At 44.2% G+C, this 23,837-nt stretch carries 23 protein-coding genes; 17 read left to right on the top strand and 6 right to left on the bottom strand.

Going from position 1 to position 23,837, the window contains the following annotated elements:
* The first annotated feature begins 63 nt into the window (after positions 1 to 63).
* The 7 genes from ureA to ABMY42_RS13990 all read left to right on the top strand — a co-directional run bounded on the left by ureA (position 64) and on the right by ABMY42_RS13990 (position 5,534).
* Positions 64 to 366, top strand: a complete 303-nt coding sequence (gene ureA / locus ABMY42_RS14020) for an urease subunit gamma (protein WP_009696559.1) — start codon at positions 64 to 66, stop codon at positions 364 to 366.
* 10 nt (positions 367 to 376) lie between these two features.
* A complete protein-coding gene (locus ABMY42_RS14015; RefSeq protein ID WP_009696560.1) occupies positions 377 to 697 on the top strand; it encodes an urease subunit beta in 321 nt (106 codons plus the stop codon).
* An 11-nt stretch (positions 698 to 708) separates the two neighbouring features.
* Positions 709 to 2,412, top strand: a complete 1,704-nt coding sequence (gene ureC, locus ABMY42_RS14010) for an urease subunit alpha (protein ID WP_009696561.1) — start codon at positions 709 to 711, stop codon at positions 2,410 to 2,412.
* Positions 2,413 to 2,431: 19 nt separating this feature from the next.
* Positions 2,432 to 2,941 (top strand): urease accessory protein UreE, encoded by a 510-nt coding sequence (gene ureE / locus ABMY42_RS14005; protein ID WP_009696562.1) that lies wholly within the window; start codon positions 2,432 to 2,434, stop codon positions 2,939 to 2,941.
* Positions 2,892 to 3,638, top strand: coding sequence for an urease accessory UreF family protein (locus tag ABMY42_RS14000; RefSeq protein WP_228558695.1), 747 nt, complete (start codon positions 2,892 to 2,894; stop codon positions 3,636 to 3,638). Before ureE ends, ABMY42_RS14000 begins: the two co-directional genes overlap by 50 nt.
* A gap of 30 nt (positions 3,639 to 3,668) precedes the next feature.
* Positions 3,669 to 4,283: an urease accessory protein UreG gene (gene ureG / locus ABMY42_RS13995; protein WP_009696564.1), complete on the top strand. Its 615-nt coding sequence runs from the start codon at positions 3,669 to 3,671 to the stop codon at positions 4,281 to 4,283.
* A 198-nt stretch (positions 4,284 to 4,481) separates the two neighbouring features.
* Positions 4,482 to 5,534, top strand: a complete 1,053-nt coding sequence (locus ABMY42_RS13990; RefSeq protein WP_050935939.1) for a DMT family transporter — start codon at positions 4,482 to 4,484, stop codon at positions 5,532 to 5,534.
* 113 nt (positions 5,535 to 5,647) lie between these two features.
* Here ABMY42_RS13990 and ABMY42_RS13985 read toward each other — a convergent pair whose 3' ends face one another.
* On the bottom strand, positions 5,648 to 6,424 hold the full coding sequence (locus ABMY42_RS13985; protein WP_349266446.1) for an AraC family transcriptional regulator: 777 nt from the start codon (positions 6,422 to 6,424) through the stop codon (positions 5,648 to 5,650).
* Between the two features lie 273 nt (positions 6,425 to 6,697).
* On the opposite strand from ABMY42_RS13985, the gene ABMY42_RS13980 reads away from it, so the two are divergent.
* The 3 genes from ABMY42_RS13980 to ABMY42_RS13970 are packed head-to-tail and all read left to right on the top strand — an operon-like array spanning position 6,698 to position 9,455.
* Positions 6,698 to 7,459, top strand: a complete 762-nt coding sequence (locus tag ABMY42_RS13980; protein ID WP_281187813.1) for an ABC transporter ATP-binding protein — start codon at positions 6,698 to 6,700, stop codon at positions 7,457 to 7,459.
* Positions 7,460 to 7,468: 9 nt separating this feature from the next.
* Positions 7,469 to 8,458 carry an ABC transporter substrate-binding protein gene (locus ABMY42_RS13975; RefSeq protein ID WP_152441974.1) on the top strand — a complete coding sequence of 330 codons (990 nt, stop codon included), beginning with the start codon at positions 7,469 to 7,471 and terminating at the stop codon, positions 8,456 to 8,458.
* Positions 8,451 to 9,455 carry an iron ABC transporter permease gene (locus ABMY42_RS13970; protein WP_026000287.1) on the top strand — a complete coding sequence of 335 codons (1,005 nt, stop codon included), beginning with the start codon at positions 8,451 to 8,453 and terminating at the stop codon, positions 9,453 to 9,455. Before ABMY42_RS13975 ends, ABMY42_RS13970 begins: the two co-directional genes overlap by 8 nt.
* Before the next feature lie 128 nt (positions 9,456 to 9,583).
* On the opposite strand, the gene ABMY42_RS13965 is transcribed toward ABMY42_RS13970, so the two are convergent.
* On the bottom strand, positions 9,584 to 9,811 hold the full coding sequence (locus ABMY42_RS13965; protein WP_281187814.1) for a PAS factor family protein: 228 nt from the start codon (positions 9,809 to 9,811) through the stop codon (positions 9,584 to 9,586).
* 1,464 nt (positions 9,812 to 11,275) lie between these two features.
* Here ABMY42_RS13965 and ABMY42_RS13960 point away from each other — a divergent pair.
* Positions 11,276 to 12,541: a Rid family hydrolase gene (locus ABMY42_RS13960; RefSeq protein WP_349266445.1), complete on the top strand. Its 1,266-nt coding sequence runs from the start codon at positions 11,276 to 11,278 to the stop codon at positions 12,539 to 12,541.
* Positions 12,542 to 12,609: 68 nt separating this feature from the next.
* Here ABMY42_RS13960 and rnk read toward each other — a convergent pair whose 3' ends face one another.
* Together rnk and ABMY42_RS13950 are read right to left on the bottom strand one after the other, a co-directional pair.
* Entirely contained in the window at positions 12,610 to 13,002 is a 393-nt protein-coding gene (rnk, locus tag ABMY42_RS13955) for a nucleoside diphosphate kinase regulator (RefSeq protein ID WP_009696573.1), read from the bottom strand.
* A 214-nt stretch (positions 13,003 to 13,216) separates the two neighbouring features.
* Positions 13,217 to 14,041, bottom strand: a complete 825-nt coding sequence (locus tag ABMY42_RS13950) for an AraC family transcriptional regulator (RefSeq protein WP_281187816.1) — start codon at positions 14,039 to 14,041, stop codon at positions 13,217 to 13,219.
* Positions 14,042 to 14,840: 799 nt separating this feature from the next.
* On the opposite strand from ABMY42_RS13950, the gene ureG (ABMY42_RS13945) reads away from it, so the two are divergent.
* A complete protein-coding gene (gene ureG / locus ABMY42_RS13945) occupies positions 14,841 to 15,464 on the top strand; it encodes an urease accessory protein UreG (protein ID WP_033008130.1) in 624 nt (207 codons plus the stop codon).
* 874 nt (positions 15,465 to 16,338) lie between these two features.
* Entirely contained in the window at positions 16,339 to 17,043 is a 705-nt protein-coding gene (locus ABMY42_RS13940; RefSeq protein WP_199478855.1) for a carbonic anhydrase family protein, read from the top strand.
* 566 nt (positions 17,044 to 17,609) lie between these two features.
* Here ABMY42_RS13940 and ulaG read toward each other — a convergent pair.
* Both ulaG and ulaR read right to left on the bottom strand, forming a co-directional pair.
* Positions 17,610 to 18,677: an L-ascorbate 6-phosphate lactonase gene (ulaG, locus tag ABMY42_RS13935; RefSeq protein ID WP_005448892.1), complete on the bottom strand. Its 1,068-nt coding sequence runs from the start codon at positions 18,675 to 18,677 to the stop codon at positions 17,610 to 17,612.
* Positions 18,678 to 18,801: 124 nt separating this feature from the next.
* Positions 18,802 to 19,557: an HTH-type transcriptional regulator UlaR gene (gene ulaR, locus ABMY42_RS13930; protein ID WP_281187817.1), complete on the bottom strand. Its 756-nt coding sequence runs from the start codon at positions 19,555 to 19,557 to the stop codon at positions 18,802 to 18,804.
* Positions 19,558 to 19,943: 386 nt separating this feature from the next.
* On the opposite strand from ulaR, the gene ABMY42_RS13925 reads away from it, so the two are divergent.
* The 4 genes from ABMY42_RS13925 (at position 19,944) to ABMY42_RS13910 (ending at position 23,832) form a co-directional block, all read left to right on the top strand.
* Complete coding sequence (locus ABMY42_RS13925) at positions 19,944 to 21,704, top strand: PTS ascorbate-specific subunit IIBC (protein ID WP_005434683.1); 1,761 nt, start codon at positions 19,944 to 19,946, stop codon at positions 21,702 to 21,704.
* Positions 21,705 to 21,827: 123 nt separating this feature from the next.
* Positions 21,828 to 22,304 carry a PTS sugar transporter subunit IIA gene (locus ABMY42_RS13920; RefSeq protein WP_009702554.1) on the top strand — a complete coding sequence of 159 codons (477 nt, stop codon included), beginning with the start codon at positions 21,828 to 21,830 and terminating at the stop codon, positions 22,302 to 22,304.
* Positions 22,305 to 22,313: 9 nt separating this feature from the next.
* The gene (locus tag ABMY42_RS13915; protein ID WP_009696581.1) at positions 22,314 to 23,006 is read left to right on the top strand and encodes an L-ribulose-5-phosphate 4-epimerase; all 693 of its coding nucleotides are present in this window, start codon (positions 22,314 to 22,316) and stop codon (positions 23,004 to 23,006) included.
* Positions 23,007 to 23,010: 4 nt separating this feature from the next.
* Complete coding sequence (locus ABMY42_RS13910; RefSeq protein WP_005434688.1) at positions 23,011 to 23,832, top strand: Cof-type HAD-IIB family hydrolase; 822 nt, start codon at positions 23,011 to 23,013, stop codon at positions 23,830 to 23,832.
* The last annotated feature ends 5 nt before the right edge of the window (positions 23,833 to 23,837 follow it).

The following is a 23,837-nucleotide window of genomic DNA, read 5'->3' as shown; positions in this document are numbered from 1 at the left end:
TAACGCCTTATTAAACGCCTAATAACGCGATTTTATATTGAAAATCATGAAACGGAGTAAACGATGGAATTAACACCTAGAGATAAAGACAAATTACTTTTGTTCACTGCAGGTCTGCTTGCTGAAAGACGCAAAGAAAAAGGCATCAAACTGAATTACCCAGAATCTGTTGCGCTGATCAGCTGCGCAATCATGGAAGGTGCACGTGAAGGGCGCACCGTTGCAGAAATGATGAGTGCAGGTCGTGAAATCTTAACTCGTGCTGATGTTCAGCCTGGCATTGCTGAAATGATTGAAACAGTACAAGTAGAAGCAACTTTCCCTGACGGCACAAAGCTAGTGACTGTGCATAACCCGATTATTTAAGGAGACCGCCATGTTTGCAGGTGAATACCAACTAAAAGCAGATGACATTGAGCTGTGTACTGACCGCACAACGATCCCAGTGAAAGTTTCTAATACGGGTGACCGCCCTGTTCAGGTTGGCTCGCACTACCACTTTGCTGAAGCGAATCGCGCTTTATCTTTTGACCGAGAGCTTGCTTACGGTCATCGCCTAGCGATCGCCGCTGGCATGTCAATCCGATTCGAACCAGGTCAAACCCGCGAAGTGGAACTGATTCCGTTCGCTGGCTTACGTCAAGTCTACGGCTTCCGTGGCGACGTGATGGGCTCACTAGATAACAATTCTAAGTAAAGGTAACAGTAATGAAGATTTCTAGACAAGCGTATGTAGACATGTACGGTCCTACAACGGGCGACAAAGTCCGTCTGGGTGATACAGAGCTATGGATTGAGATTGAAAAAGACCACACGCACTACGGCGAAGAAGTCGTATTTGGTGGCGGTAAAGTTATTCGCGACGGTATGGGTCAGAGCCAGCGTTGTGATGAAGCAGTGATGGATACGGTTATTACTAACGTTATCATCATGGATTACTGGGGCATCGTTAAAGCTGACGTTGGTCTTAAGCAAGGTCGTATCGCAGCCATCGGTAAAGCAGGTAACCCAGACGTACAGCCTAACGTTGATATCATCATTGGTCCTGGTACTGAAATCATCGCAGGTGAGAACCAAATTCTAACCGCAGGTGGTATCGATACACACATCCACTTTATCTGTCCGCAACAGATCGATGAAGCGCTGATGAGCGGTGTAACGACCATGATTGGTGGCGGTACGGGTCCTGCAACGGGCAGTCTAGCGACAACCAGCACATCGGGTCCTTGGCACATCGGCAAGATGATGCAAGCGGTCGATGATCTACCAATGAACATCGGTCTACTGGGTAAAGGCAGTGCAAGCACGCCTGAAGCGCTTGAGCAACAAGTTAAAGCGGGCGCGATGAGCCTGAAGATCCACGAAGACTTTGGTGCGACTGCTGCATGTATTCACAACGCCTTGAATGTTGCAGATCGCTACGATGTTCAGGTTGCGCTTCACTCAGATAGCTTGAACGAATCTGGCTTCCTGCAAGATACGCTAGCTGCATTTAAAGATCGTTGTATCCATACCTACCACACTGAAGGTGCGGGTGGTGGTCACGCTCCGGACATCATTGCCGCTTGTGCACTACCAAATGTACTGCCGTCTTCAACAAACCCAACGCGTCCGTACACCATCAACACCGTTGATGAGCACTTGGATATGTTGATGGAGTGTCACCACCTAGATCCAAACATCCCTGAAGACGTTGCGTTTGCAGACTCTCGTATTCGTCGCGAAAGTATTGCCGCAGAAGACATTCTTCACGATATGGGTGTGATCTCGATGATGTCATCAGATTCACAAGCAATGGGACGTGTGGGTGAAGTGGTATGTCGTACTTGGCAGACAGCAAACAAGATGCGAGTACAGCGCGGTCTACTTCCTGAAGACCAAGATCTTGGCGCAGATAACTTCCGTGCGAAGCGCTACATCGCGAAATACACCATTAACCCAGCCATCACTCACGGTATCGCACACGAAGTGGGCTCGATTGAAGTGGGTAAATTCGCCGACTTGGTGCTTTGGAAACCAGCATTCTTCGGCGTTAAGCCATCCATCATCTTGAAAGGTGGCATGATCGCAGGCGCTGCGATGGGCGATCCAAACGCGGCGATCTCAACGCCTCAGCCAGTTCACTACCGCAACATGTTTGGCTCATTAGGTCGTGCAGTTTCAGCGACGCGCATGACGTTTGTTAGCCAAGCTGCGATGAACACAGGTCTAGAAGAAAAACTGGGTCTGAACAGTCCGCTTGTTGCGTGTAAAGACGTTCGTAACAAGACCAAACAAGACATGAAGCACAACGACGTGTGTCCTGAACTGACCGTAGATCCACAAACTTATGAAGTAAGTGCAGACGGCGTTCTATTGACGTGTGAACCAGCAACAGAAGTTCCGTTGGCTCAACGCTACCATTTGTTCTAATTAACAGTAAGGGCTTGCAATGCTTGAACTAACAAAACGATTAGATGCCAATACGGAATGTGAGGTATTCGATAGTCTTATTCTTCCTTATGAGCTGCGTATCCGAGGACGCCTGAAAGGAGTGACGGAAAAGGGACATGATGTCGGTTTGTTTCTCGATCGTGGACCAGTATTACGTGATGGCGACCTGCTAGAAGCGAAAACGGGTGAAGTGATTCGTGTCCATGCCGCGAACGAACCCGTCACGACGGCTTACATCAACGGCACGCTTCCTCTCGCTCGCCTTTGTTATCACCTAGGCAACCGCCACACGTTACTTGCGGTTGGTCAGGATGAAGACGGACGTTGTTGGGTACGAATGACGCCGGACCATGTGCTTGAAGAATTGGCACTGCTGCTTGGTGCAACATTGACGCATCATCAAGCGCCTTTTGACCCAGAATCCGGTGCGTACGCGCATGTTGGTCGTGAGCAATCTCATGATCACTCTCATGGTCACCATCACCACGGGCATCAGCATGAACACTAATACTTCTGATCGTGAAGTCGGTGATCTAGCACTACTTGGCTTGATGCAATTTATTAGCCCTGCACTTCCTATTGGTGCGTTTGCTTGGTCGCAAGGGCTAGAAAGTGCTTTTGAGCTTGGTTGGGTGAAAAACGAAGAAGAGCTTGGTGCATGGCTGGAAGGCGTGCTTGATGACGGTTTAGCGCGTTGTGAATTACCTGTGCTAGCGCGCTTGTATCACTCGTGGGCGAATCGTGATTGCCAAGAAGTGACGTTTTGGAACGATTGGCTGTTAGCGAATCGCGAAACCTCTGAGTTATGTGAAGAAGACATTCGTCTTGGTCAAGCATTAATAGACTTACTGACCAATCTTGAAATGCACCCTCAGCTGCATGTTGAAGGGGCAAAACAGCTTCAAGAGCCTGGATACGTGACCATGTTTGCTTGGGTTACACAGCTTAACCATATTCCTGTTCGACAGAGCCTGCTTGGCTTTGCATGGGGATGGTTAGAAAACCAATTGGCGGTGGCATGTAAAGCACTACCGCTGGGGCATACCGCAGCACAGCGTCTGTGTATTCGATTGCAACCTAAGCTTGTTGAAGCGGTCGAATCAGCTCTCAGTTTAGAGGATTGGGAGCTAGGTCCAACGCTTCCTGGTTTAGCGCTAGGAAGTGCAAAACATGAAACGCAATATTCAAGACTATTTCGAAGCTAATTTGCTTTAAAGAACAAAAGGAAAATTAATATGACACAGTGTTTACGTGTTGGTGTAGGCGGTCCTGTTGGTTCTGGTAAAACAGCGCTGCTACGTAAATTGTGTAAAGCACTTAAAGATCATTACAACATCGCGGTTGTAACGAACGATATTTACACCCGTGAAGATGCGGACTTCTTGCTCAAGCATGACGCGCTGCCATCAGATCGTATTCTTGGCGTAGAAACAGGCGGCTGTCCACATACTGCTATCCGTGAAGACGCTTCGATGAACCTAGCGGCGGTGAACGACTTACAATCGCGTCATCCAGACCTTGAGCTAGTGATGATCGAATCTGGTGGTGATAACTTGGCTGCGACATTCAGTCCAGAGCTGTCTGACCTAACGATTTACGTTATTGATGTGTCTGCAGGTGACAAGATCCCACGTAAAGGTGGTCCGGGCATCACCAAGTCAGATCTATTGATCATTAATAAAATCGACATTGCTGAATATGTACACGCGTCTCTCGATATTATGGACCGTGATGCGAAGAAGATGCGTGGCGATCGTCCATTTATTTTCGCGAACTTACATGACGGTGTTGGTTTAGAAGAAATTATTAGCTTTATTTTGAAAGAAGGCATGCTGCCTGACCGTAGATAGCATCCATCTTCTTTTAATATAAAAACGATATTTACCCTAGCGTCTCCCTACGCAAATTATTTAACTCTGTATTAATTAAGCCATACCGGTCATTGAGTACTGGTATGGCTTATTAATGCATATTTTTATTTTGCTAAATAACAATGTGCGTTAATTAAAAAATCCAATATTACTTTTATTTACATTCTGGGGCTATTTATGTCTGAAGTTAGAACCGAGTCCACATCTGGACCAGAGAAAAAAATGAGCAAACCACTTGCTTATATGTTTATTATGATTGGTATTTTCGCCTTAGCGTTCTCGGCAATCATGGTAAAAGAAGCAAACTTTGAACCAGCAACCAACGCCTTCTTACGTTGTCTTGTCGGCTTCTTAGTGTTGATTCCATTTGCCGTTGCAGAAATTAAAAAGAAAGGCTTAATTAATAAATCTGGTTTTGCTCTCGCTATTGTTGCCGGTATTTTCCTTGGTCTTGATATGACCTCTTGGAACTTTGCGATCTTCTTTATTGGTGCGGGTATCTCATCTATCTTGCTTAACCTACAGATCATCATCATGCCATTGCTTGCCATGACGTTTGATAAGTTTAAGCCGGAGAAAAGCTTCTGGTTCCTAGTACCGATTATGTTGTTCGGTATTGTTCTAGCCGGTGGTGTTCTAGAAGGTGGTCCATCTGAAGGTCCAAGCACCATGTGGGGCTACCCAATTGCACTAGTGGGTACGATTCTGGGTATTAAATCCGGTATTTGTTACGCGCTATACCTCTACACTAGCCGTAAGTCGGGCACACTGAACGCAGGTCGCTACTTCCAGCCGCTGATGTGGGTATTCCTTGCTCAGCTTATCCCTGCTGCGATTGTTATGGCGACGACGCACGGTTTCAACATTACCACGGGTGTTCTTGTCGACGGCAAACTGCCACTATCAGCAGCTGATGGTTCGATTGCTGGTGATGCGATTAATATGAGCAACTGGATCTGGATTGTGATCTTAGGTGTTGTTGGTCATGCGGTTGCTTGGGTATTTGTACAAATTGGTTCGGTAAACTTGGACCCAACCGTTGTCGCAGGTCTATTGCTATTAAGCCCAATTACTACCGTTCTTGTTGCACCATTTACAAGTGGTGAGTCGGTGACGCTATTGCAGTCAATCGGTGTGGTGATTGTACTCGTTGCGGTGGCATATCAGAATGGTCTGCATACTGCTGTGCTAAACAAGTTCAAAGGCGAGCCAGCGAAAGTGGAAGGCTAAGCTTCCGTTCTTATAAACATAATAGAAAGCCCAATATTAGCGTCAATATTGGGCTTTTTTAGGTTTTGTGGACTCTGCGTTTTGATTGCGTTTGTTTGACTATGTGGGAGTGATTAATACTTGAGTGTCAGCAATGATGAGCCATTGTTTTCTCTAGAATACTGCCTGAATTTTGAGGGCGTTAAACTGTACTTTCGTTTGAATGCATCACAGAAGTAAGCCGAACTACCAAAGCCGCAACGATGGCTGATCTCACTGACATTGTAGGAAGTGAACGTCAGCATATTGAGTGCAATGCCCATTCTTACGTCTAACAGCAATTGGCTGAAAGAGACGTCTTCTTTACTCAAGTGTCTTCTTAGCGTGGAAGAGGAGATGAACAGCTTGCTGGCGACCTCCTCAATTTGCCACTTATGAGTCGGATCTTGGCTTATCATCCGAGTGATGACTTCTCGCTTTGATTGGTAATGATCGGATTTGAACATTCGAACAATATCCATTTCATAGTAACTCATTGTTAAGAATATAAAAAACAGAGTCTCCTCAACCAGTAACGTCTTTAAAACGTGGTTACTTAAGGTGTCATGCCCCTCTTTTAATATTTTGAATCTGTCCTTTATCTCGAAGTTGTCACTGATAGCGTAAGAGATATTATTGGCACCAAATGCCCGCTGTGGAACTTTAGCAATCAGAGAGTCGATCGTATGGTTGGAGACAGTCAGTATTTGAACCTCAATGCACTGTGTCGGGCTCTCGCTGCGTAAGTCACACCAAACCCGGCTGTATTGAGGAATCATCAAGATAGTTGGGGAGGTAATGGCGATTTTACTGTCATTGATGGACACCAGCCCTTTGGCTTCAGAGAGATATATTATGTAATGATGTTCCACATAAAACTCTCTGAGCGTTATCGTTTTACAGTCAATTACTTTTCTATACTTCATATCTATTATCACGATTGGAAATTTAGCTATTTGATATAGTAGTTTTTCAATTAACTTTGCTATTCGTTTCACATGAATAAAGGATAGGGCTCTATTTCTAAGTAAAATGAATATATTTCTAAATCATAATTAAAAACATATTTTTTATTTTCTGTTTTTATTGACTAAGGTTTTTTTTATTTGATAATGGCTAAATATTAACTAGCAAGGCTTATTAATGTGAAAGAAGTGTTAACCATTAAGGGATTGTCACTGGGCATTAAAACGGAGTTAGTTAGGGATATTAGCTTTAGTCTAAAAGAGAAAGAGTTCTTAGCGGTTGTTGGTCCTAATGGGTGCGGAAAATCGACCTTTATTCGCACCATTATGGGAACGGTGAATATATTCTTTGGTGAATTGAGTTTTCTTGGTAAACCACTTTCGAGTTATAACCATAAAATGCGTTCAAGATATATTGCATTTATGGGGCAGAATAATACCGTCGACCCACAAATGAGAGTGCTTGATTATATTTCTCTGGGGCGATTTCCTCATTTTCACTATTCCACACGCCAATACGACAACGAATGCATTACCCGGGTGATCGCCGAGCTTGGACTGGAGACGTTAAGAGAGCAAAAAGTTGGGCAGCTTTCTGGTGGAGAGTTTCAGCGCGTCAACTTAGCGCGAGTGTTAGTGCAAGAGCCCAAGTTGCTGCTTTTAGATGAGCCGACGAATCACTTAGACCCTAAAGCGAGAATAGAGCTCCTCAAAATCGTTAAGGATAAGCAGATTACAACGATTGCCGTGTTACATGATTTAAACCTTGCCGAATACTTTGCCGACCAAGTGATGATCATTAATCGAGGCAAGATGCAGGTGTGCGATACGGTCGAAAACACGCTCAATGCTCACTGGATAAAAGATACTTTTGATTTGAATACCCTTCATTTCTTACATCCTACAACAGGAAAAGCGATCCGTTTTTTTGAAATAGATTAAGGAGTTACCGTGAAAAAAATATGCTTGATGCCGTTGTTTTTATCTGTCTCTGTTTACGCAAACACCAATGCACCGACGGAACCACATTACCCAGTCAGTGTTGAAAGCTGCGGGGACGTGTTGACGTTTGAACAAGCACCAAAACGAGCGGTATTCCAAGATCTCAATATGACGGAAATGGCGTTCGCATTGGGGCTACAACCTAACATGGTGGCAGTAAATGGTATTACAGGTTGGTATCAAGTATCCGATCAGTTCAAGGCAGACTTAGGTGATATTCCCGAAATCTCTGGGCGTTACTTAACGCTAGAACCTTTACTAGAAAAGAATCCGGACTTCCTGTTTGCTGGTTGGAACTACGGTCTAAAATTTGGCTCGGATCTGACGCCACAAAACTTGGCGCACTTTGGAGTCAAGACGCTGGTACTCAGCGAAAGCTGCGCTCACATCACTAAGAAGAAACAAGAAGCTTCTATGGAGCTGCTTTACGGCGATGTCCTTAAGCTAGGCAAAGTCTTCGATAAGAGTGATAAAGCACAGAGCTTAGTCGAGAATTGGAAAAAAGACCTCAACGAAATAGAGGCAAAGGTGGCAGCTTATCCAACCAAGAAGGTGTTCCTTTACGATTCAGGCATTGATCAGCCCTTTACCAGTGGGCGCTTTGCCATGCCTCACGCGCTGATCAAAGCGGCTGGTGGCGTCAACGTGATGGGCAACGAAAACTTTAGTTGGGGCACCGCACCATGGGAAAAAGTCGCCATTCATAATCCCGATATGATCATTTTGGTGGATTATGGTAGCTCAGATGATGCAGCGATCAACAGTTCGATAAAAGCCCTGAGTGACAACCCTCTAATGCGCCAAACGAACGCGGTGAAAAATGGTCAATTTTTGCGGTTGAAGTACAGTGAGCTGACGCCAGGTCCCAACAATGTGGTTGCCATCAAGAAGATTGCAGCCAAGCTCCATCCCGAGGCGGGTATCGTGATTAATGAGTAATTCGAATGTAAAGTTTTGGCTTGCTATCGTGGCAAGTCTGATGTTGCTATCGGTCATACTGTTCCTTTCGCTCTCTTACGGAACAATAAACATACCCTTTTCCTCGGTCTATCAGTTTTTTACCTTTGACCACGCCTCGCTACCTGCAATGACCAACGTTATTTTGAGTGAGATTCGAATTCCTAGATTTCTGCTCGCGATTTTAGTTGGTGCTGGGCTTGCTATGGTGGGGGCGCTATTGCAGACCGTGACTAAGAACGACTTGGCTGATCCATTTTTGTTTGGGCTCTCCGCGGGTGCATCGGCTGGCGTTGTTGCGGTTATTAGCCATTTCGATTTAGCGTTAGGTCAATGGTCTTTACCTGTGGCAGCATTTGCTGGGGCAACCTTATCCGCAGCTTCGGTCATCCTAGTGTTCTTTTTGCAAAAATCTCAAGGGGTTGAACGCCTGATCTTATCTGGATTGGCGGTTTCGTTCCTGTTCAGTGCCATTACTGGATATTTGATTTATACCGGCGATCAACGTTCGGCGAGTAATATTCTCTTTTGGTCGATGGGGGGACTAGGGCTGGCAAAATGGGAAAATCTACCGTTTGCCTCTGTTGGGGTTATTGTGCTCGCACTGTTTACCATGCTGCGCTGGCGTTCGCTCGATGCCATGTTGGTGGATGAGGACACCAGTAACTCACTGGGTGTAAGCGTCAAATTCCTCCGCGTGACCGTGTTTATCTTATCGGCACTCTCTACAGCCATCTTTGTCTCTTTAAGTGGCGTGATTGGCTTTGTTGGTCTCATCGTGCCGCATCTTGCGAAACCATTTTCCGGACCGAGTCATCGTTATCTATTGCCTTTATGTGCTTTTATTGGCGCGATGCTGCTCTCAGCCAGTGACTTAATGAGCCGAGTGCTGATCCCCGGTCAGGAGTTACCCATAGGTCTGATGACCTCAGCAATTGGCTCTATGTTTATTCTGTTTTTCGTACTTAGAAAGAAATAAGGCGAGATAGATCCCCAATTGTCTTAGCGGTAACTCGGTATATAACAGTCGGTCTCGCTATGTATCCAAACGGCGAGACCGACTGTTTTTGGTTAAGCGGGAGTGAGAAAGCGACTTCTCGCCGTCGATTACTTGTTGCTTAGGATGATTCTTTCCGCATCGCCAACCGCTCTGGTTAAGCTATGGTTGCTGGACAGCTGACCGGAACTTACTGGACCAAGAACATGGGTATATAGCGCTAACTGCTTCTCGAATGGCAGTTTTAGAGTGTTGTAGAGCTCCTGCCTAATTTGAACATGAGACTCTTGTGGGGTTGAGGATAAGCGTAATAGGGTTTCATGAATAACAGTCTTCATCTGTTGTTTGTCCTTTTGTTTTCTACGTTGTTAGGGCTTAAATAAAGTACCACCACCGAGCATGTGCATACTCGGTGGTTGTCGTGTTCATCAGTATTGGTTTGGACGAGATTGCTCGCTTTATCCAAGTTTTGGTGAGTGCTTCAAAGTGAAAGCACTTCTTTTGTTATGTTCTAACTCAAGAGCTTATTAATTCGGTTGATGACCGTTAGGTTCTGGTGTTGTCTGTCTTTTCTAATTTCGTTAACTAAGGTTTTTCTCAGCCTCGCTTTGGTGACTTTTAACGGAGGCATGCTCAATGAGCCCTTCACTCTGCATGAGATCGTATCGGGGCAATATATCTCACCTTTGGCTGTATTTCTTAGTAGCCAACGAAAGCAATTTGGACATAACTTATCTGTTTTCTCGTACATATTTTTTCGGCTTACTATCCGTTAAATAGATAAAAAATTAACACCATTCGAATATAAGCGAATGTTATACCCATCACTGGCGATAGACTTAAACTGACAAATAAAAACGTTATCGAAATTAAACTTGTATTTATTTGAATTTTCACAGTTGTAGAAGAGTAAGCTTGAGTCTAATTCGACAAAGACGTTGTCTTCTGAATCGCAAGAAAAGGAGGTGACATCATCAATAGAATTGAGAAAACTTAATATCTTGTTCCAGTATGTGGCATTGAAGGGCTTTAACCTAATCTCAAAGTCCTCAATCGATGAATAGTCAATCCTTTCTAAGTTCATTTTCTACCTCAAAAAAAGCCCTAACCAAAATTGGATAGGGCTAAGTTGTGCAAGAGCGGAATAAAGTTATCTGTGAGTAGGTTACTCAATTCATATGAGCGAGTGGACTCTATCAAATAGGGGGTTATATCGACAAGTGGGTGTGAAATATTTCTTATTATTTTAAAACATTATGACTTAATTGTTTAATTTATAAATCAAATGCAAGCCTTTTTCTGTTCTTCTTGGTTTCATATTATTAATGATATTAGAGATGAATTTTTGAGTAGGAAAAGGTACATCAAGGCAATGGGAAAATTGAAATGTAAAGCGTGTAAAAATTAAACATAATGCGCGCATGTTGTAATGAAGTGCGTCTAAATAATCAGCATAATCTTATAGTTTTACTTACGATGTGATTGTTTGTGAAAGGAGAGGTATGAAAATATTTAGAGGCATATTAATTGATTTAGTCATCCTTGTTGGGGTTCTATCCGGGATGATTACTTTCTCTTTAAATAAAATCGATATATTAGGAACTATTCTGATTATCACCGCTTCTTTGTTGATCTTGGCTCTATTTATCTATGGTTTAAAAGATGGATATAACAGAAACAGTTGATTCTATTATTATTCTATATTGAATTGGAATGAAATATAGCTAATGGATCTCCTTTCTAGCCTCAATGATGTTCATGTAAGTTAAATACTTTTATCATTAATTAAAGGTAACATTAAAATGACTGGCACCATTATTAAATGCTCTAGAAATACAGAAACTGCACCACTCAACAGCCATTCAACACAAAGTGTAGCGTTTTCTCACTACAACAATATCTCCGCTCAACTTCCGATTGATCCTCAAACCAACCAGCTTGTTGAAGGTGGCATTCAGGAGCAAGCCAAACAATGTCTTTTGAACATTAAAAGAATTGTAGAGAGCATTTATCATGTAATGGATGATGTCGTTAAGATAAATGTCTACTTGACCAACATTCATGACGTTGAAGAAGTAAATAAGGTATATGCGACTTTCTTTACGAACCTTCTACCAACACGCACAGTGCTGGCGATTGAGGCGGTGCCTTTTGAAGGAGCGTTACTACAAATGGATGCGCTTATTTCTAATGGAGAGGGGACAACACCCCAAAAGCCATGTGACTTGATCAAGGTGTCGCGTGATACTGATCTAGCACCGACCAATCCGATTTCTACACAAACGGTCGCATTCTCGCACTACAACAACATCTCCGCACAGTTGCCAGTAGATGCAGCGACAGGAAACTTGGTCGAAGGTGGCGTAAAAGAACAAACTTATCAATGTCTGCAAAACATCAAGAACATTCTAGAGAGCATTGATGTTCCGCTAGATGACATCGTAAAAACGACCGTTTACCTGCAAGATCTAGCAGATATTGAATCAGTAAACGAAGTGTACCGTACTTTCTTCCCAGATTCGGCGATCGCAAGAGCCGTGGCTTACATGCCTGCTCGCTCGGTTATTCAAGCTTCAGCGCTGCCAATGGGCGCAGCAGTACAAATTGATGCCGTGATTTCTCATGGTGATGGTACGCCGCCTCAAGAAGTTGAAGATCGCCATGGCATTGTGATTAAGGCAAACAACACGCTGAACGCTCCTCTTGATGCGCTGGCGACGCAAACTGTGGCGTTTTCTCACTATAACCACATTTCTGCGCAACTACCGATAGATGCGCTGAACCATGAGCTGGTTCAAGGTGGGGCTAAAGAGCAAGCTGAGCAATGTTTGAAAAATATTAAAGCGATCGTTGAGAGTATTGGTCACGTGATGAATGACGCGGTTAAGGTCAATATTCAAGTGACTGACATTGCTGATATTGATGCAATCAACGAGGTGTACGCCACTTTCTTTGATGGCGATTTGCCAGCAAGAACCGTGATTGCTGTGTCTAACATTGCGCTAGGTGCAAAAGTTCAAATGGATTGTGTTCTGTCAAACGCAGAAGGCACACTGCCACAAGTGTAATCAAATACAAAGCCATCACTCTGGTTAGGAGTGATGGCTGATGATTGGGTTTATTCGTTGGATTATCTCTACTCTATATTTCTTTCTGGTTGAAAAACGACATCTAAGATCTCAATGGTTTTCTTGTTGCCATTTGGCAGTATCCAATCGATGCGTTGACCGACAGACAGCCCGATAAGTGCCATGCCAATCGGCGCGAGTATGGAGATGTGAGAGTTATCTTTCACTTGGTTTGGGTAAACGAGCACTTTCTGAATCTGCTCTTCCTCACCAAGGAATTTAAACGTCACTTTAGAGTTCATCGTGACAATATTGTTGTCGATCTCGTGTGCATCGACAATCAATGCGCGGTCAATTTCATCTTCTAATTTAAGCAGCTCGTCACTGCAATTCGGAATGTTATCCAGTAATCGACAGATGTTGTTGTAGTCATCAGATGTAACGGTGATCGAATTAGACATAATATTTCCCTAAATCTAATTTTTATGACCCAGCCTTTGAGATGGCTTGGGTATATCGTGAAGTTTTCTAGTGCATAAAGCGAAACACCATACTCCTGAAGGACGAGAGAAAACGTTACCTGGACGCAATGATTGGTGATTTAAATGAAAAGCAAAATAGACTGAGCAGAAAGCGCAAGGCTTCACGCTCGATCTGTCATCCACTAGAGCGTTGTTAGCTCACATCATTACTTCTTGTGGAGACAAGTGACGCATCACTGGTCTTCTTAGACTGAGCTCGGAACTGTGATGGCGTTAAGTGATATTTTCTCTTGAAGGCATCACAAAAATAAGCGGCGCTACCAAATCCACAGCGGTTGCTGATCTGTGAAACGTTGTAGGAAGTGAACGTTAGCATGTTCAATGCAAGCCCCATTCTTACATCTACCAATAGTTGGCTAAACGACAGGTTCTCTTTCTGCAAATGCCTCCTTAATGTTGAGGTAGAGGTAAACAGCTGCTTGGCAACATCTTGAATTTGCCACTTTCTTTGTGGTTCTTTCGTGATCATTCGTGCGATGACTTCGCGCTTGCTTTCTTCGTAATTGAACTGAAAGACATTGAAAACATCGATACCCGACTCGCAAAGAGAGAGCAGTATGAAGTACAGAGTTTGCTCTAAGAACATGATCTTCAAAGCATCTCTACTTAAGGAGTCATACACTTCTTTGAGTAGCTGAAAGTTATTGTCCACATCCACTGGTGTTGGCAGTTGATGGGCGACAGTGTTTTTAATGAAGCTACGTTTTTGAGGCAGTTGAAGCAGTGAGGATTCGAGCATCTCATCGGTCACGATTAACAACTGAATCTGCAATGGTGAGAATGACGACTTTTGAGTCAAATTACATGACAAGCAGGTAAATTGAGGAATGATTAAGGTTGTTGGACCATCGATGGTGATTTGTTGTTCATTGATGTAAACCGTCCCCTTGGCAAAGGCGATGTTGACGATGTAGTGATACTCTACGTAAAACTCCTCAAGTTTTACGGGTTTGAACATTTCAATATATCTATATTCCACTATTGCTTATCTCATAATTGGGCTTACTACAGGCAGTAAGTTGGGCTAAAAGAAAAGCATCCATGCGACAGTACAACGCACAGTATAACGCTACTCCTTTGTTCTTTTCATAAATTCATCAAAGAAAGTGTCTTATCTCAGTAATTTGAGCTCAAATCTAAATAGGCGCTATTGATTTTTTATTTAACTTATTGAAAGTAATGAATAATGTTTTTGTTTTTATCAATCATGAAAATTAAGATTACGAGTCACATAGCTGAATTGAGCATCAATAGCACACCTGATAATAGTGTTCTTTATGCAGAGATGGTGCTTGAAGTATTTTGAACATCTTAGGATTTAGATATGAAGTCACAATGTTCAGATAATTTAGCCTGAATTATAATTCTAAATTTTATGGGCTGATATCGTAATTGAATGGTGAGGCTTTTATTGTATATTTTGCTTCGAGAGTGGTTAGGAGACATAACCTACCAGTCGAATCATGTAGACATTGTTGATGATAAAAATTGCAAACCTTCGTTATCAATATTTACGGGTTAGTTAGTCAAAAACTTCGCCAATGAGTTTGCCTAATCACTCTCAAACCATTCACAACTCAGTGCCTTATTCAATACTCCAATACTCACTAAAACAATCATCACCTATTGCTTGATGATCACCATTCAAAATCATCCTCTTGATTGGTGACTTTCAATAACGTTCGGCTTTTTCATTATTAGCCATTAAATAATTACACATCGAATTTTTAACTCCATCCATAATTTGGACAACTCTTATGCAAGAAGACTACAAACAACCTTTGCGAATTGGCGTTGGTGGACCTGTTGGGTCTGGTAAAACGGCATTGCTAGAGGTTCTGTGTAAAACTCTCCGAGATCTTTATCAGATCGCTGTCGTCACTAACGATATCTACACACAAGAAGATGCAAAGATACTCACTCAGGCAGAAGCCTTAGATGCAGACCGTATTATCGGGGTTGAGACTGGTGGTTGCCCGCATACCGCGATCAGAGAAGACGCCTCGATGAACCTCGCTGCGGTGGAGGAACTCTCTACACGGCACAAAAACCTAGACGTGGTATTTATCGAAAGTGGTGGTGACAATCTCAGTGCCACGTTTAGCCCTGAACTGGCTGACTTGATGATCTATGTGATTGATGTATCGGAAGGGGAGAAAATTCCACGCAAAGGTGGACCGGGCATTACACGCTCTGATTTGCTTGTTATCAACAAAATAGACCTTGCGCCTTACGTTGGAGCATCATTAGAGGTCATGGAAGCAGATACCGCTCGAATGCGTCCAGAAAAACCTTATGTGTTTACCAACCTGAAAGAAGGGAAGGGGCTGCAGGAAATCATAGACTTCATTGTCGATAAAGGCATGCTTGAAAAGAGATAGCATCGAAGTACGCCATAGAAACTGCTGCGTATCATGATGCATGAAGAATTATGTTTATTCGCAGTCGTTTCTATGCCTAATACTCACGATGAGTCGATACTGAAAAAAGCAGCTTTAAATGATTAAAGCTGCAAAGAATCAATAGCAGGAAAAGTAGATGATTACATCTACGGAACCAAAGTGAAACCAAACAATTGTGTAGTAACGTTTGATGAACACTATAGTATATGACTCACGTTCTGTTTCAATGCGTTCAGCTGTGGTTGAAGCTGAATCTAAATATCTGGAGCAGATTATTAAATAGTCCCTACTTCAATAACCTAATGATGTTCTTGGGTCTTCTTATATAGTCGTAAAACTCTTTTGCTTTGAGCCTACCGACTGAAAGTTCAATTTTAAGCTCATTGGCAAATAATCTTAATGTCGTTCGATTAATCATATCTTTACGAGCATTCACTTTATCTAGGTATTCATCCAAGATTTTGTCATCATAAACGTAGATATATTCATTCATAATCGTATGTCTTTTTAAATGATAGTTTTAGTTGGTCGTAAACCCTGAATTAAGAGCTTGGTTTTTTATGACGAGGTAAATTGATTGCGTTTTAGGCGATGTTCGTTTTGCGTTTGGATTATTAAGGTATAAGAATAAGGCTTCAAGCAGTTTTGCTGTGATTCCTTTATGTTGAAATAATCTAGTCTGATGGTGAAATACAAACCCTACTATTAGTTCTGTTCCAAAGTGGTTTAAATATTTGCTTAATTCATTTTGATAAATGTTGATTATGGATGTGTTTATATTTATCTGACACTGTGATGACTTTGAGGTTTTACTAATTATCTGATTTTTCTTAATTTATTAAATGAGGATAAGATGAAGAAATCACTGTTAGCGATTAGCCTTTTATTGAGCTCTGCAGCACATGCTGCGCATTGGGGATACGAAGGCGAGAATGGACCTGAGTTTTGGGGCAAGTTCTCTGAAGATTGCCAGCAAGGTAAGAACCAAAGTCCTGTTAATATTCAATCAACCGTGTTGGGTATTATGGATGAAATCAACATCAACTATTTAGGTGATGCCGTTTCTGCTATTGATAATGGTCATACTCTGCAAGCCAATGTTGAAGGCAATAACACGCTATTGGTAGACGATAAAAAGTTCACGCTTTCTCAGTTTCACTTTCATACGCCATCTGAAAACCACATCAACGGAAAAGAGTACCCGCTAGAGGCGCACTTTGTTCATGCCGATAAGGATGGCAATCTGGCGGTTGTGGCAGTCTTCTATAAGCTAGGAGATGAAAACCCAGCATTGGAGCAGTTGCTAAAGCATGACTTTGAAAAAGGCAAAACAACCAGCTTTGCACCAGTGAGCATCAAGTCTCTCATCCCTTCTAAGCACAGCTACTACCGATTCAATGGCTCGTTAACGACACCACCATGTTCTGAAGGCGTTCGTTGGTTGGTACTAAAAGAGGTTCAAACGGTATCTGCAGCGCAAGTGAAAGCGTTTATGGACATCATGGGCAAGAACAATCGTCCTATCCAGCCGATTAACGCTCGACTCATTCTCAACTAACCCATCAATGGCAAGTCGAAGTCTGACGCGGTTTACGTGCTATCTGAGATTAACGGTTGTCTAAACGAAAAAAAGGACTCTTAGTGAGTCCTTTTTGATATTAAAAATAAGAGCATACATCAAGTGGAACTCAAGTGCCTGATGGGTACTCCGTCCTTGGAGATTTGACACTTAAGCGACATCGAACGCAGTCACACATTGCACTCGGATGTACTAACCGAAACCAATTTAACATTGGACTTGTAAGCAGTACATCAAATGATTTTTGTCGATTAAAGATGCCTAAGTAGCTAAATTTTAAGTGGTTTATCTTTGGGGCTTTAGACGGATATTGTCGATATTGACCGTAAGTTAGAGCGAAATTGGCATTTATTAGAATGCTTGTAGTTGTGCACTAGTGTCTAGGGTTTTTAAGAGCGTTAGTCTCTCTGAAAGCTCTCCTACTTATTAGATAGCGAATGTTAATCGTCGCAGAAAATGCGCTCTGTATAATCTGAAGTTTCTGCAATAAAAAAGGACTCAATTGAGAGCCCTTTTGGTTTTCGCTGTTTGACGTTGCGACGGAATTATAAGAACGCTTTGTATGGCAATTCTGGTTCGTTTTTGAAGATGTCGCTAAAGCCACGGAAGTGTTGGTAGTGCATGCGACCTTTATCGGTTGGGAAGGTGTATTTGCCCCCAACTTGCCAGAAGAACGGTGCGAACTTGTATTGCAGACGGTCTTTCTTCATGTTCCACAACACTTCGATTTCGCGTGGGTCGTTTTGGAAGTTCGCCCAAATATCGTGGTGGAATGGCATCACGACATCACAGTTCAACGATTCTGCTGCGCGTAGGATGTCAGAAGACGTCATCTTGTCAGTCACGCCGCGAGGGTTCTCACCGAATGACAACAGTGCCACGTCGATTTGGTATTCGTTGCCGTGCGCTGCGTAGTAGTTCGAGTAGTGCGAGTCACCAGAGTGGTAAACCGACCCGCCTGAAGTTTCAATCAGGTAGTTCACCGCGCGTTTGTCCATGCCGTCGAGGATTTCTTTATCGTAAGATGAAGTGCCTTCTGGCAGTGTGACAAGTGCAGTACGGTCGAATGAATCCAGTACGCGGATCTTCATGTCGCCGACCTCAAGTACATCGCCCACTTTCGCGACAACACAACGCTCTTCTGGTACGCCCCAGCCCATCCATAAATCGACACACGCTTGTGGACCGATGAACTTCACGTGGTCACCACAGTTTTGCAGTACCGCTGCCGCGACGTTCACGTCGATATGGTCAGCATGGTCATGGGATGCCATCACAGCGTCGATCTCTTTGATAGCAAACGGGTCAAGCGGGAAGATAGCAGTACGTAGGTTTGGTTGCAGCGCTTCGACACCGCCCATACGCATCATTTGGTGCTGGTTCTTCATGAACGCATTCTTTTGCGTCTTTTTGCCCGTACCACACCAGAAGTCGATAGAGATGTTGGTGTTGCCCTCACTCTTCAACCAGATACCTGTACAACCTAGCCACCACATCGAGAATGTATTTGGTTCTACCACCGTATTTTCGATCTCTTCGTTTAACCAGGTACCCCACTCAGGGAATGTATTTAGGATCCAAGATTCACGAGTGATTTCATTTACTTTACTCATAGCAACACCTTTTTGTTTCACAATTTTTATTAAATTTGGGATGTAGGGAGCCGAGCGCCTTAATTTGTGGTTAAGGCACTGAGCTGAATTATTTTTATTTATTTGAGAAAGAGGCTAGGGCGCGTTAGACCAGAATGACCTGTGTCCCTTTTGCTTCTATCGCTTTGATGACCTCTGGGTTGGCGTTTTTGCCAGTGATCAGAACGTCGATTTTCTCGGTAGGACAGAACAACATGCCCGTTCTGTGACCCACTTTGGAGCTGTCTACCACGACGACGAGCTTGTCGATTTGCTCAAGCATTTGCTGCTCTGCCACCGCGGTTAACATGTCGGCTTTGTAGAGTCCGGCTTCGGTTAACCCTTTACCTGAGGTGAACATCCAATTGCCTGCGTAACTGCCAAGCGAGTTGGGCGCCGGATTTAAGAACAGTTTTTGCGAACGGTTGTATTGACCGCCAATGATGATCACATCGTCATGGTCTTCATTGATCAGGTAGCTTGCCAATGGGAAGTAATTGGTGACGATCTGCACGTCTTGTCCACATAGCTTCTGCCCAAGTAGGAAAGCGGTCGAACCGCAGTTGATGACCACGCTGTCGCCAGGCTGACAAAGCTCAGCGGCTTGCATCGCAATCAAGGATTTTTCTTCGTAATGCTCAGTGCTGTTAATGTTCAGCGGTGACCATTTTTTCTTTTCTGCTTCTACGCGTTCTGCACCGTTGCGTACTTTGCGCAGTTTGCCTAGCTCATCCAGCTTAGAGATATCACGGCGAGCCGTCGCTGGAGAGACGTTAAAGCTCTCAATAATGTGTGAGACGTTAATCGTCTGATTTTCTTCTAATAAAGACAGAATGCCATTGTGTCTTTGTACTTCATTCATACCCATCACCCTATTTGATTCAAATTCACCGAAATGTGTATCTAGTGATTATTTGGTGATTACTTGTGATTTGTTTTGATTCTATTAATCACGCTCTTGATTGTCAAATTCAAGACTGATGAAAATCTGAACCTCATCACAAGAATTTATAAGTTATTGTATTAATTGATAATTTAATTTTTGTGTGTGATCCGCTTACCATTTGTAGGGTTTTTTGGAAGGCAAAATTGATAAATATCAAAATAATCACAAATGAGCATTGCGTGATTACTTTTGATTGTTAGAGTTTATTTCGTGAGCAAAAACTGAGTAGATTCTACGACATCAGATGGAATCACTCTGACCTACATACGATTACAAATAAAAAACACTCTAGGGGTAAAGATATGGAGTTCTTGTACGACATCTTCTATATTTTTTACAGCCAAGTTATGACCAAAGCCCCACTACTACTGGGTTTGGTAACATGCATTGGCTATTGGTTGCTGAGAAGAGACGCCACCACCATCATTAAAGGTTCCATCAAAACGATCGTGGGTTTCATGCTGGTTCAAGTGGGTGCGGGCACCCTAGTTGCTGGCTTCAAACCTGTGATTTCCAAACTTTCTGAATACCACGGGCTAACCGGCTCGGTCATTGACCCTTACACCTCCATGATGTCCACCATGGAAGCGATGGGCGACAACTACTCTTGGGTGGGTTACGCCGTTCTGTTGGCATTAGGTATCAACATCCTCTTGGTACTGTTCCGCCGCTACACGGGTATCCGCACCATCATGCTGACTGGTCACATCATGTTCCAGCAAGCGGGTCTGATCGCCGTGTTCTACTTTGTGCTTGGCGCAAGCATGTGGGAAACCATCATTTATTCTGCGGTGTTAATGGCGCTGTACTGGGGTATCTCCTCCAACATCATGTTCAAGCCAACCGAAGAAGTCACCGGCGGGGCTGGTTTCTCAATTGGTCACCAACAACAGGTCGCGTCTTGGATTGCAACAAAAGTAGCGCCAAAACTGGGTGATAAGAACGACAGCGTTGACCACCTAGAACTGCCTAAATGGCTACACATCTTCCACGATAGCATCGCAGCAACGGCGATCGTGATGACGGTGTTCTTTGGCATCATTCTGCTTTCATTCGGTCTTGATAACCTTCAAGAAATGGCAGGCACTACACATTGGACTATCTACATCCTAGAAACGGGTCTGAAATTCGCTGTGGCGATTCAGGTGATTGTTGCCGGTGTACGTATGTTCGTTGCTGAGCTGTCTGAAGCGTTCAAAGGCATCTCTGAGCGCGTGATTCCAAATGCGGTATTGGCGATTGACTGTGCGGCTATCTACGCATTCTCTCCAAACGCAATGGTATTTGGTTTCATGTGGGGTGCGCTGGGTCAGTTCGCGGCAGTACTGGCGATGCTGGCATTCGATGCGCCAATCATGATCATCCCTGGCTTCATTCCAATGTTCTTCTCTAACGCGACCATCGGCGTATTTGCTAACCACTTCGGTGGCTGGAAAGCGGTGATGAAGATCTGTTTCGTGATGGGCATCATCGAGGTACTAGGTTCTGCTTGGGCTATCCACCTATTTAGCCAACACGGCACAGAATTCAACGGCTGGATGGGCATGGCGGACTGGGCGCTTGTATTCCCACCAATCATGCAAGGTCTGTCTGCATCGAAAATGTTCTTCTTCGTTCTTGTTGGTCTGTCTCTGGTTTACATGTTCTTCGCCTCTCGCAAGCTACGTGCTGAAGAAGACGCGCAAGGCACAGTAGAAATCAGTGAAGAGCCAGAAGTGATTGAAGCGGTAGAGCAAGCAATCAAAGCGAGCGACGGTCTGCGCCCAGTAAGCATCCTAGCAGTATGTGGTAACGGTCAAGGCTCATCGATGATGATGAAAATGAAGATCGGCAAATACCTAGAGAAGAAAGGCATTCCTCACGTGATGGACTCATGCGCAGTGTCGGACTACAAGTCGAAGCTTGCGAGCACGGACATCATCGTATCGTCGAAGCACCTGTCTGCGGAGATGGAACCAGGCGAAGGCAAGTTTGTACTTGGGGTGCAAAACATGCTTAACCCTAACTCCTTCGGGGACGAGCTACTCGACATCATCAATAAAAACTTTGTACCAGCAAAATAAAACAGCATGACCAAATACTTTTCTTAATGAAGAGATAAGAAACCAATAACAAACAGCGGATAACAACAGTGGTGCCGGGCTTCGAAAAGCCAAAGTCACGGCACCCAAACTGGAGATAGAACAATGGGATTAAAACAATCACTGATCGACAACAACTCAATCAAACTGCAAGCAAAAGCGTCTAACTGGCGTGAAGCAATCAAGATTGGTACGGACATGTTGATTGCCTCTGGTGCGATTCAGCCTTCTTACCATGACGCCATCATCAGCAGCGTGGAAGAGTTGGGTCCTTACATCTGCATCGCGCCTAACTTGGCACTGCCACACGCACGACCAGAAAACGGTGTGATTCGTACTGCTTTCGCACTGGTTACGCTAGAAGAGCCAATCTACTTTGAAGGCGAAGATGAGCCAGTTGATGTGTTGATCACGCTAGCGGGCAGCTCTTCAGACGAGCACATGGAAGGTCTGATGGAAGTGACCCAAGTGTTGGATGATGAAGACAGCGAAACGGGCGTGGATTTAGACAAACTTCGTCGTTGCCGCAGCAAAACCGATGTATTCAACGTGATTGATGAAGCTCTGGCTGTCACTGCCTAAGGAGAAATCATGTACAGCGAACTGAAACAACGTGTGCTCGAAGCCAACCTCAAACTGCCGAAATACGGCTTGGTGACCTTCACTTGGGGCAACGTGTCTGAGATTGACCGCGAGCGCGGCGTGATTGCGATTAAACCATCAGGGGTGGAATACGATGGCATGCGCGCTGAACACATTGTAGTGGTCGATTTAGACGGCAATGTGGTGGAAGGCAACATGAATCCATCCAGCGATACCGCGACCCACATTGAGATCTACAAAGCGTTCCCACAAGTGGGCGGCGTGGTGCACACCCACTCACGCAGCGCAACGATTTGGGCACAAGCAGGGATTGATATTCCAGCGCTGGGCACGACTCATGCCGACTACTTCTACGGCGACATTCCGTGTACTCGTAAGCTTTCACAACGCGAAATTGCCGAAGAGTACGAGAAGAACACTGGCTTAGTGATAGTGGAAGAGTTTCGTCAACGCCGCATCGACCCAATGGCTGTACCAAGCGTGATTGTAGCAGGGCATGCTCCTTTCTCTTGGGGAACTAACGCTGACGATGCCGTGCATAACGCGGTGGTATTGGAAGAGATTTCTGCCATGGCATTAGCAACGCGTTCACTCAACAGCGGCATCAAGATCCAGCCTGAGCTTTCAGACAAACACTACCTGCGTAAGCACGGTGAAAACGCCTACTACGGGCAGAGGTAACGACATGTACAAAGTGCTTGCTTTAGATTTAGACGGAACCGTCCTCACCGATGACCACAGCATTCACCCTGAGGTGAAAAAAGCGATTCAAGAAGCGCAGCAGAAGTGTCACGTGGTGATTGTCACCGGACGCCATCACACTGCGGCACGCCCGTATTACGATGAGTTGGGTCTTACCACGCCTATCATCTGCTGCAACGGCACTTATGTTTATGACTACCACAATGACCGAGTGCTCAAGCACAACTCCATCGATAAGGAAGACGCGCTGACGTTCATCGCCTTGGCGAAGGAGTTTCAGGTCAAGATGGTGATGTACGTAACCGATGCCATGACGTACTCAAACTACAACCCAATTCATTACATGGAAGCATTGGAAAAGTGGGCGAAAACCGCGCCTGAGCACCTTCAACCGAAGATCTACAAAATCGACTCGTTCAGCGAAGAAGTGCGCAATACCGAGTTCGTGTGGAAATTCGTAGTGGAAGGTTTACCAAGCTCGGTAGAACGCTTGATTGAAAACCCATGGGTGAAAGAGAAATTCAACGGCGAACGCTCGTGGTCGAATCGCATCGACTTCGCAGCAAAAGGCAACAGCAAAGGCTTAAGACTGGCGGAATACGTTTCTGAGCTGGGTTATCACCCGAATCATGTCATTGCCGTGGGCGATAACCACAATGATATTTCCATGCTCCGTTACGCCGGATTAGGCGTTGCCATGAATAACGCAGACGAGACGGTACGTTCTAGCGCCCGTTTAGTGTGCGAAACCGATAACAATAACGACGGCTTAGCTCGTCTGATACGTGAAAAAATTCAAGGATAAGCATC

This window comes from Vibrio sp. SSH13-20 (assembly GCF_040104475.1).
Lineage (GTDB): Bacteria > Pseudomonadota > Gammaproteobacteria > Enterobacterales > Vibrionaceae > Vibrio > Vibrio harveyi.
The sequence above is the reverse complement of the archived record's forward strand: the minus strand, read 5'-3'. Positions and strand labels throughout refer to the sequence as shown.

Excerpts from the sequence above, each read along its gene's own strand:
- ureA (WP_009696559.1), top strand. The coding sequence starts at position 64 with ATGGAATTAACACCTAGAGATAAAGACAAATTACTTTTGTTCACTGCA.
- ABMY42_RS14015 (WP_009696560.1), top strand. The coding sequence starts at position 377 with ATGTTTGCAGGTGAATACCAACTAAAAGCAGATGACATTGAGCTGTGT.
- ureC (WP_009696561.1), top strand. The coding sequence starts at position 709 with ATGAAGATTTCTAGACAAGCGTATGTAGACATGTACGGTCCTACAACG.
- ureE (WP_009696562.1), top strand. The coding sequence starts at position 2,432 with ATGCTTGAACTAACAAAACGATTAGATGCCAATACGGAATGTGAGGTA.
- ABMY42_RS14000 (WP_228558695.1), top strand. The coding sequence starts at position 2,892 with ATGATCACTCTCATGGTCACCATCACCACGGGCATCAGCATGAACACT.
- ureG (WP_009696564.1), top strand. The coding sequence starts at position 3,669 with ATGACACAGTGTTTACGTGTTGGTGTAGGCGGTCCTGTTGGTTCTGGT.
- ABMY42_RS13990 (WP_050935939.1), top strand. The coding sequence starts at position 4,482 with ATGTCTGAAGTTAGAACCGAGTCCACATCTGGACCAGAGAAAAAAATG.
- ABMY42_RS13970 (WP_026000287.1), top strand. The coding sequence starts at position 8,451 with ATGAGTAATTCGAATGTAAAGTTTTGGCTTGCTATCGTGGCAAGTCTG.
- ABMY42_RS13965 (WP_281187814.1), bottom strand. The coding sequence starts at position 9,811 with ATGAAGACTGTTATTCATGAAACCCTATTACGCTTATCCTCAACCCCA.
- ABMY42_RS13960 (WP_349266445.1), top strand. The coding sequence starts at position 11,276 with ATGACTGGCACCATTATTAAATGCTCTAGAAATACAGAAACTGCACCA.
- rnk (WP_009696573.1), bottom strand. The coding sequence starts at position 13,002 with ATGTCTAATTCGATCACCGTTACATCTGATGACTACAACAACATCTGT.
- ABMY42_RS13950 (WP_281187816.1), bottom strand. The coding sequence starts at position 14,041 with ATGTTCAAACCCGTAAAACTTGAGGAGTTTTACGTAGAGTATCACTAC.
- ureG (WP_033008130.1), top strand. The coding sequence starts at position 14,841 with ATGCAAGAAGACTACAAACAACCTTTGCGAATTGGCGTTGGTGGACCT.
- ABMY42_RS13940 (WP_199478855.1), top strand. The coding sequence starts at position 16,339 with ATGAAGAAATCACTGTTAGCGATTAGCCTTTTATTGAGCTCTGCAGCA.
- ulaG (WP_005448892.1), bottom strand. The coding sequence starts at position 18,677 with ATGAGTAAAGTAAATGAAATCACTCGTGAATCTTGGATCCTAAATACA.
- ulaR (WP_281187817.1), bottom strand. The coding sequence starts at position 19,557 with ATGAATGAAGTACAAAGACACAATGGCATTCTGTCTTTATTAGAAGAA.
- ABMY42_RS13925 (WP_005434683.1), top strand. The coding sequence starts at position 19,944 with ATGGAGTTCTTGTACGACATCTTCTATATTTTTTACAGCCAAGTTATG.
- ABMY42_RS13920 (WP_009702554.1), top strand. The coding sequence starts at position 21,828 with ATGGGATTAAAACAATCACTGATCGACAACAACTCAATCAAACTGCAA.
- ABMY42_RS13915 (WP_009696581.1), top strand. The coding sequence starts at position 22,314 with ATGTACAGCGAACTGAAACAACGTGTGCTCGAAGCCAACCTCAAACTG.
- ABMY42_RS13910 (WP_005434688.1), top strand. The coding sequence starts at position 23,011 with ATGTACAAAGTGCTTGCTTTAGATTTAGACGGAACCGTCCTCACCGAT.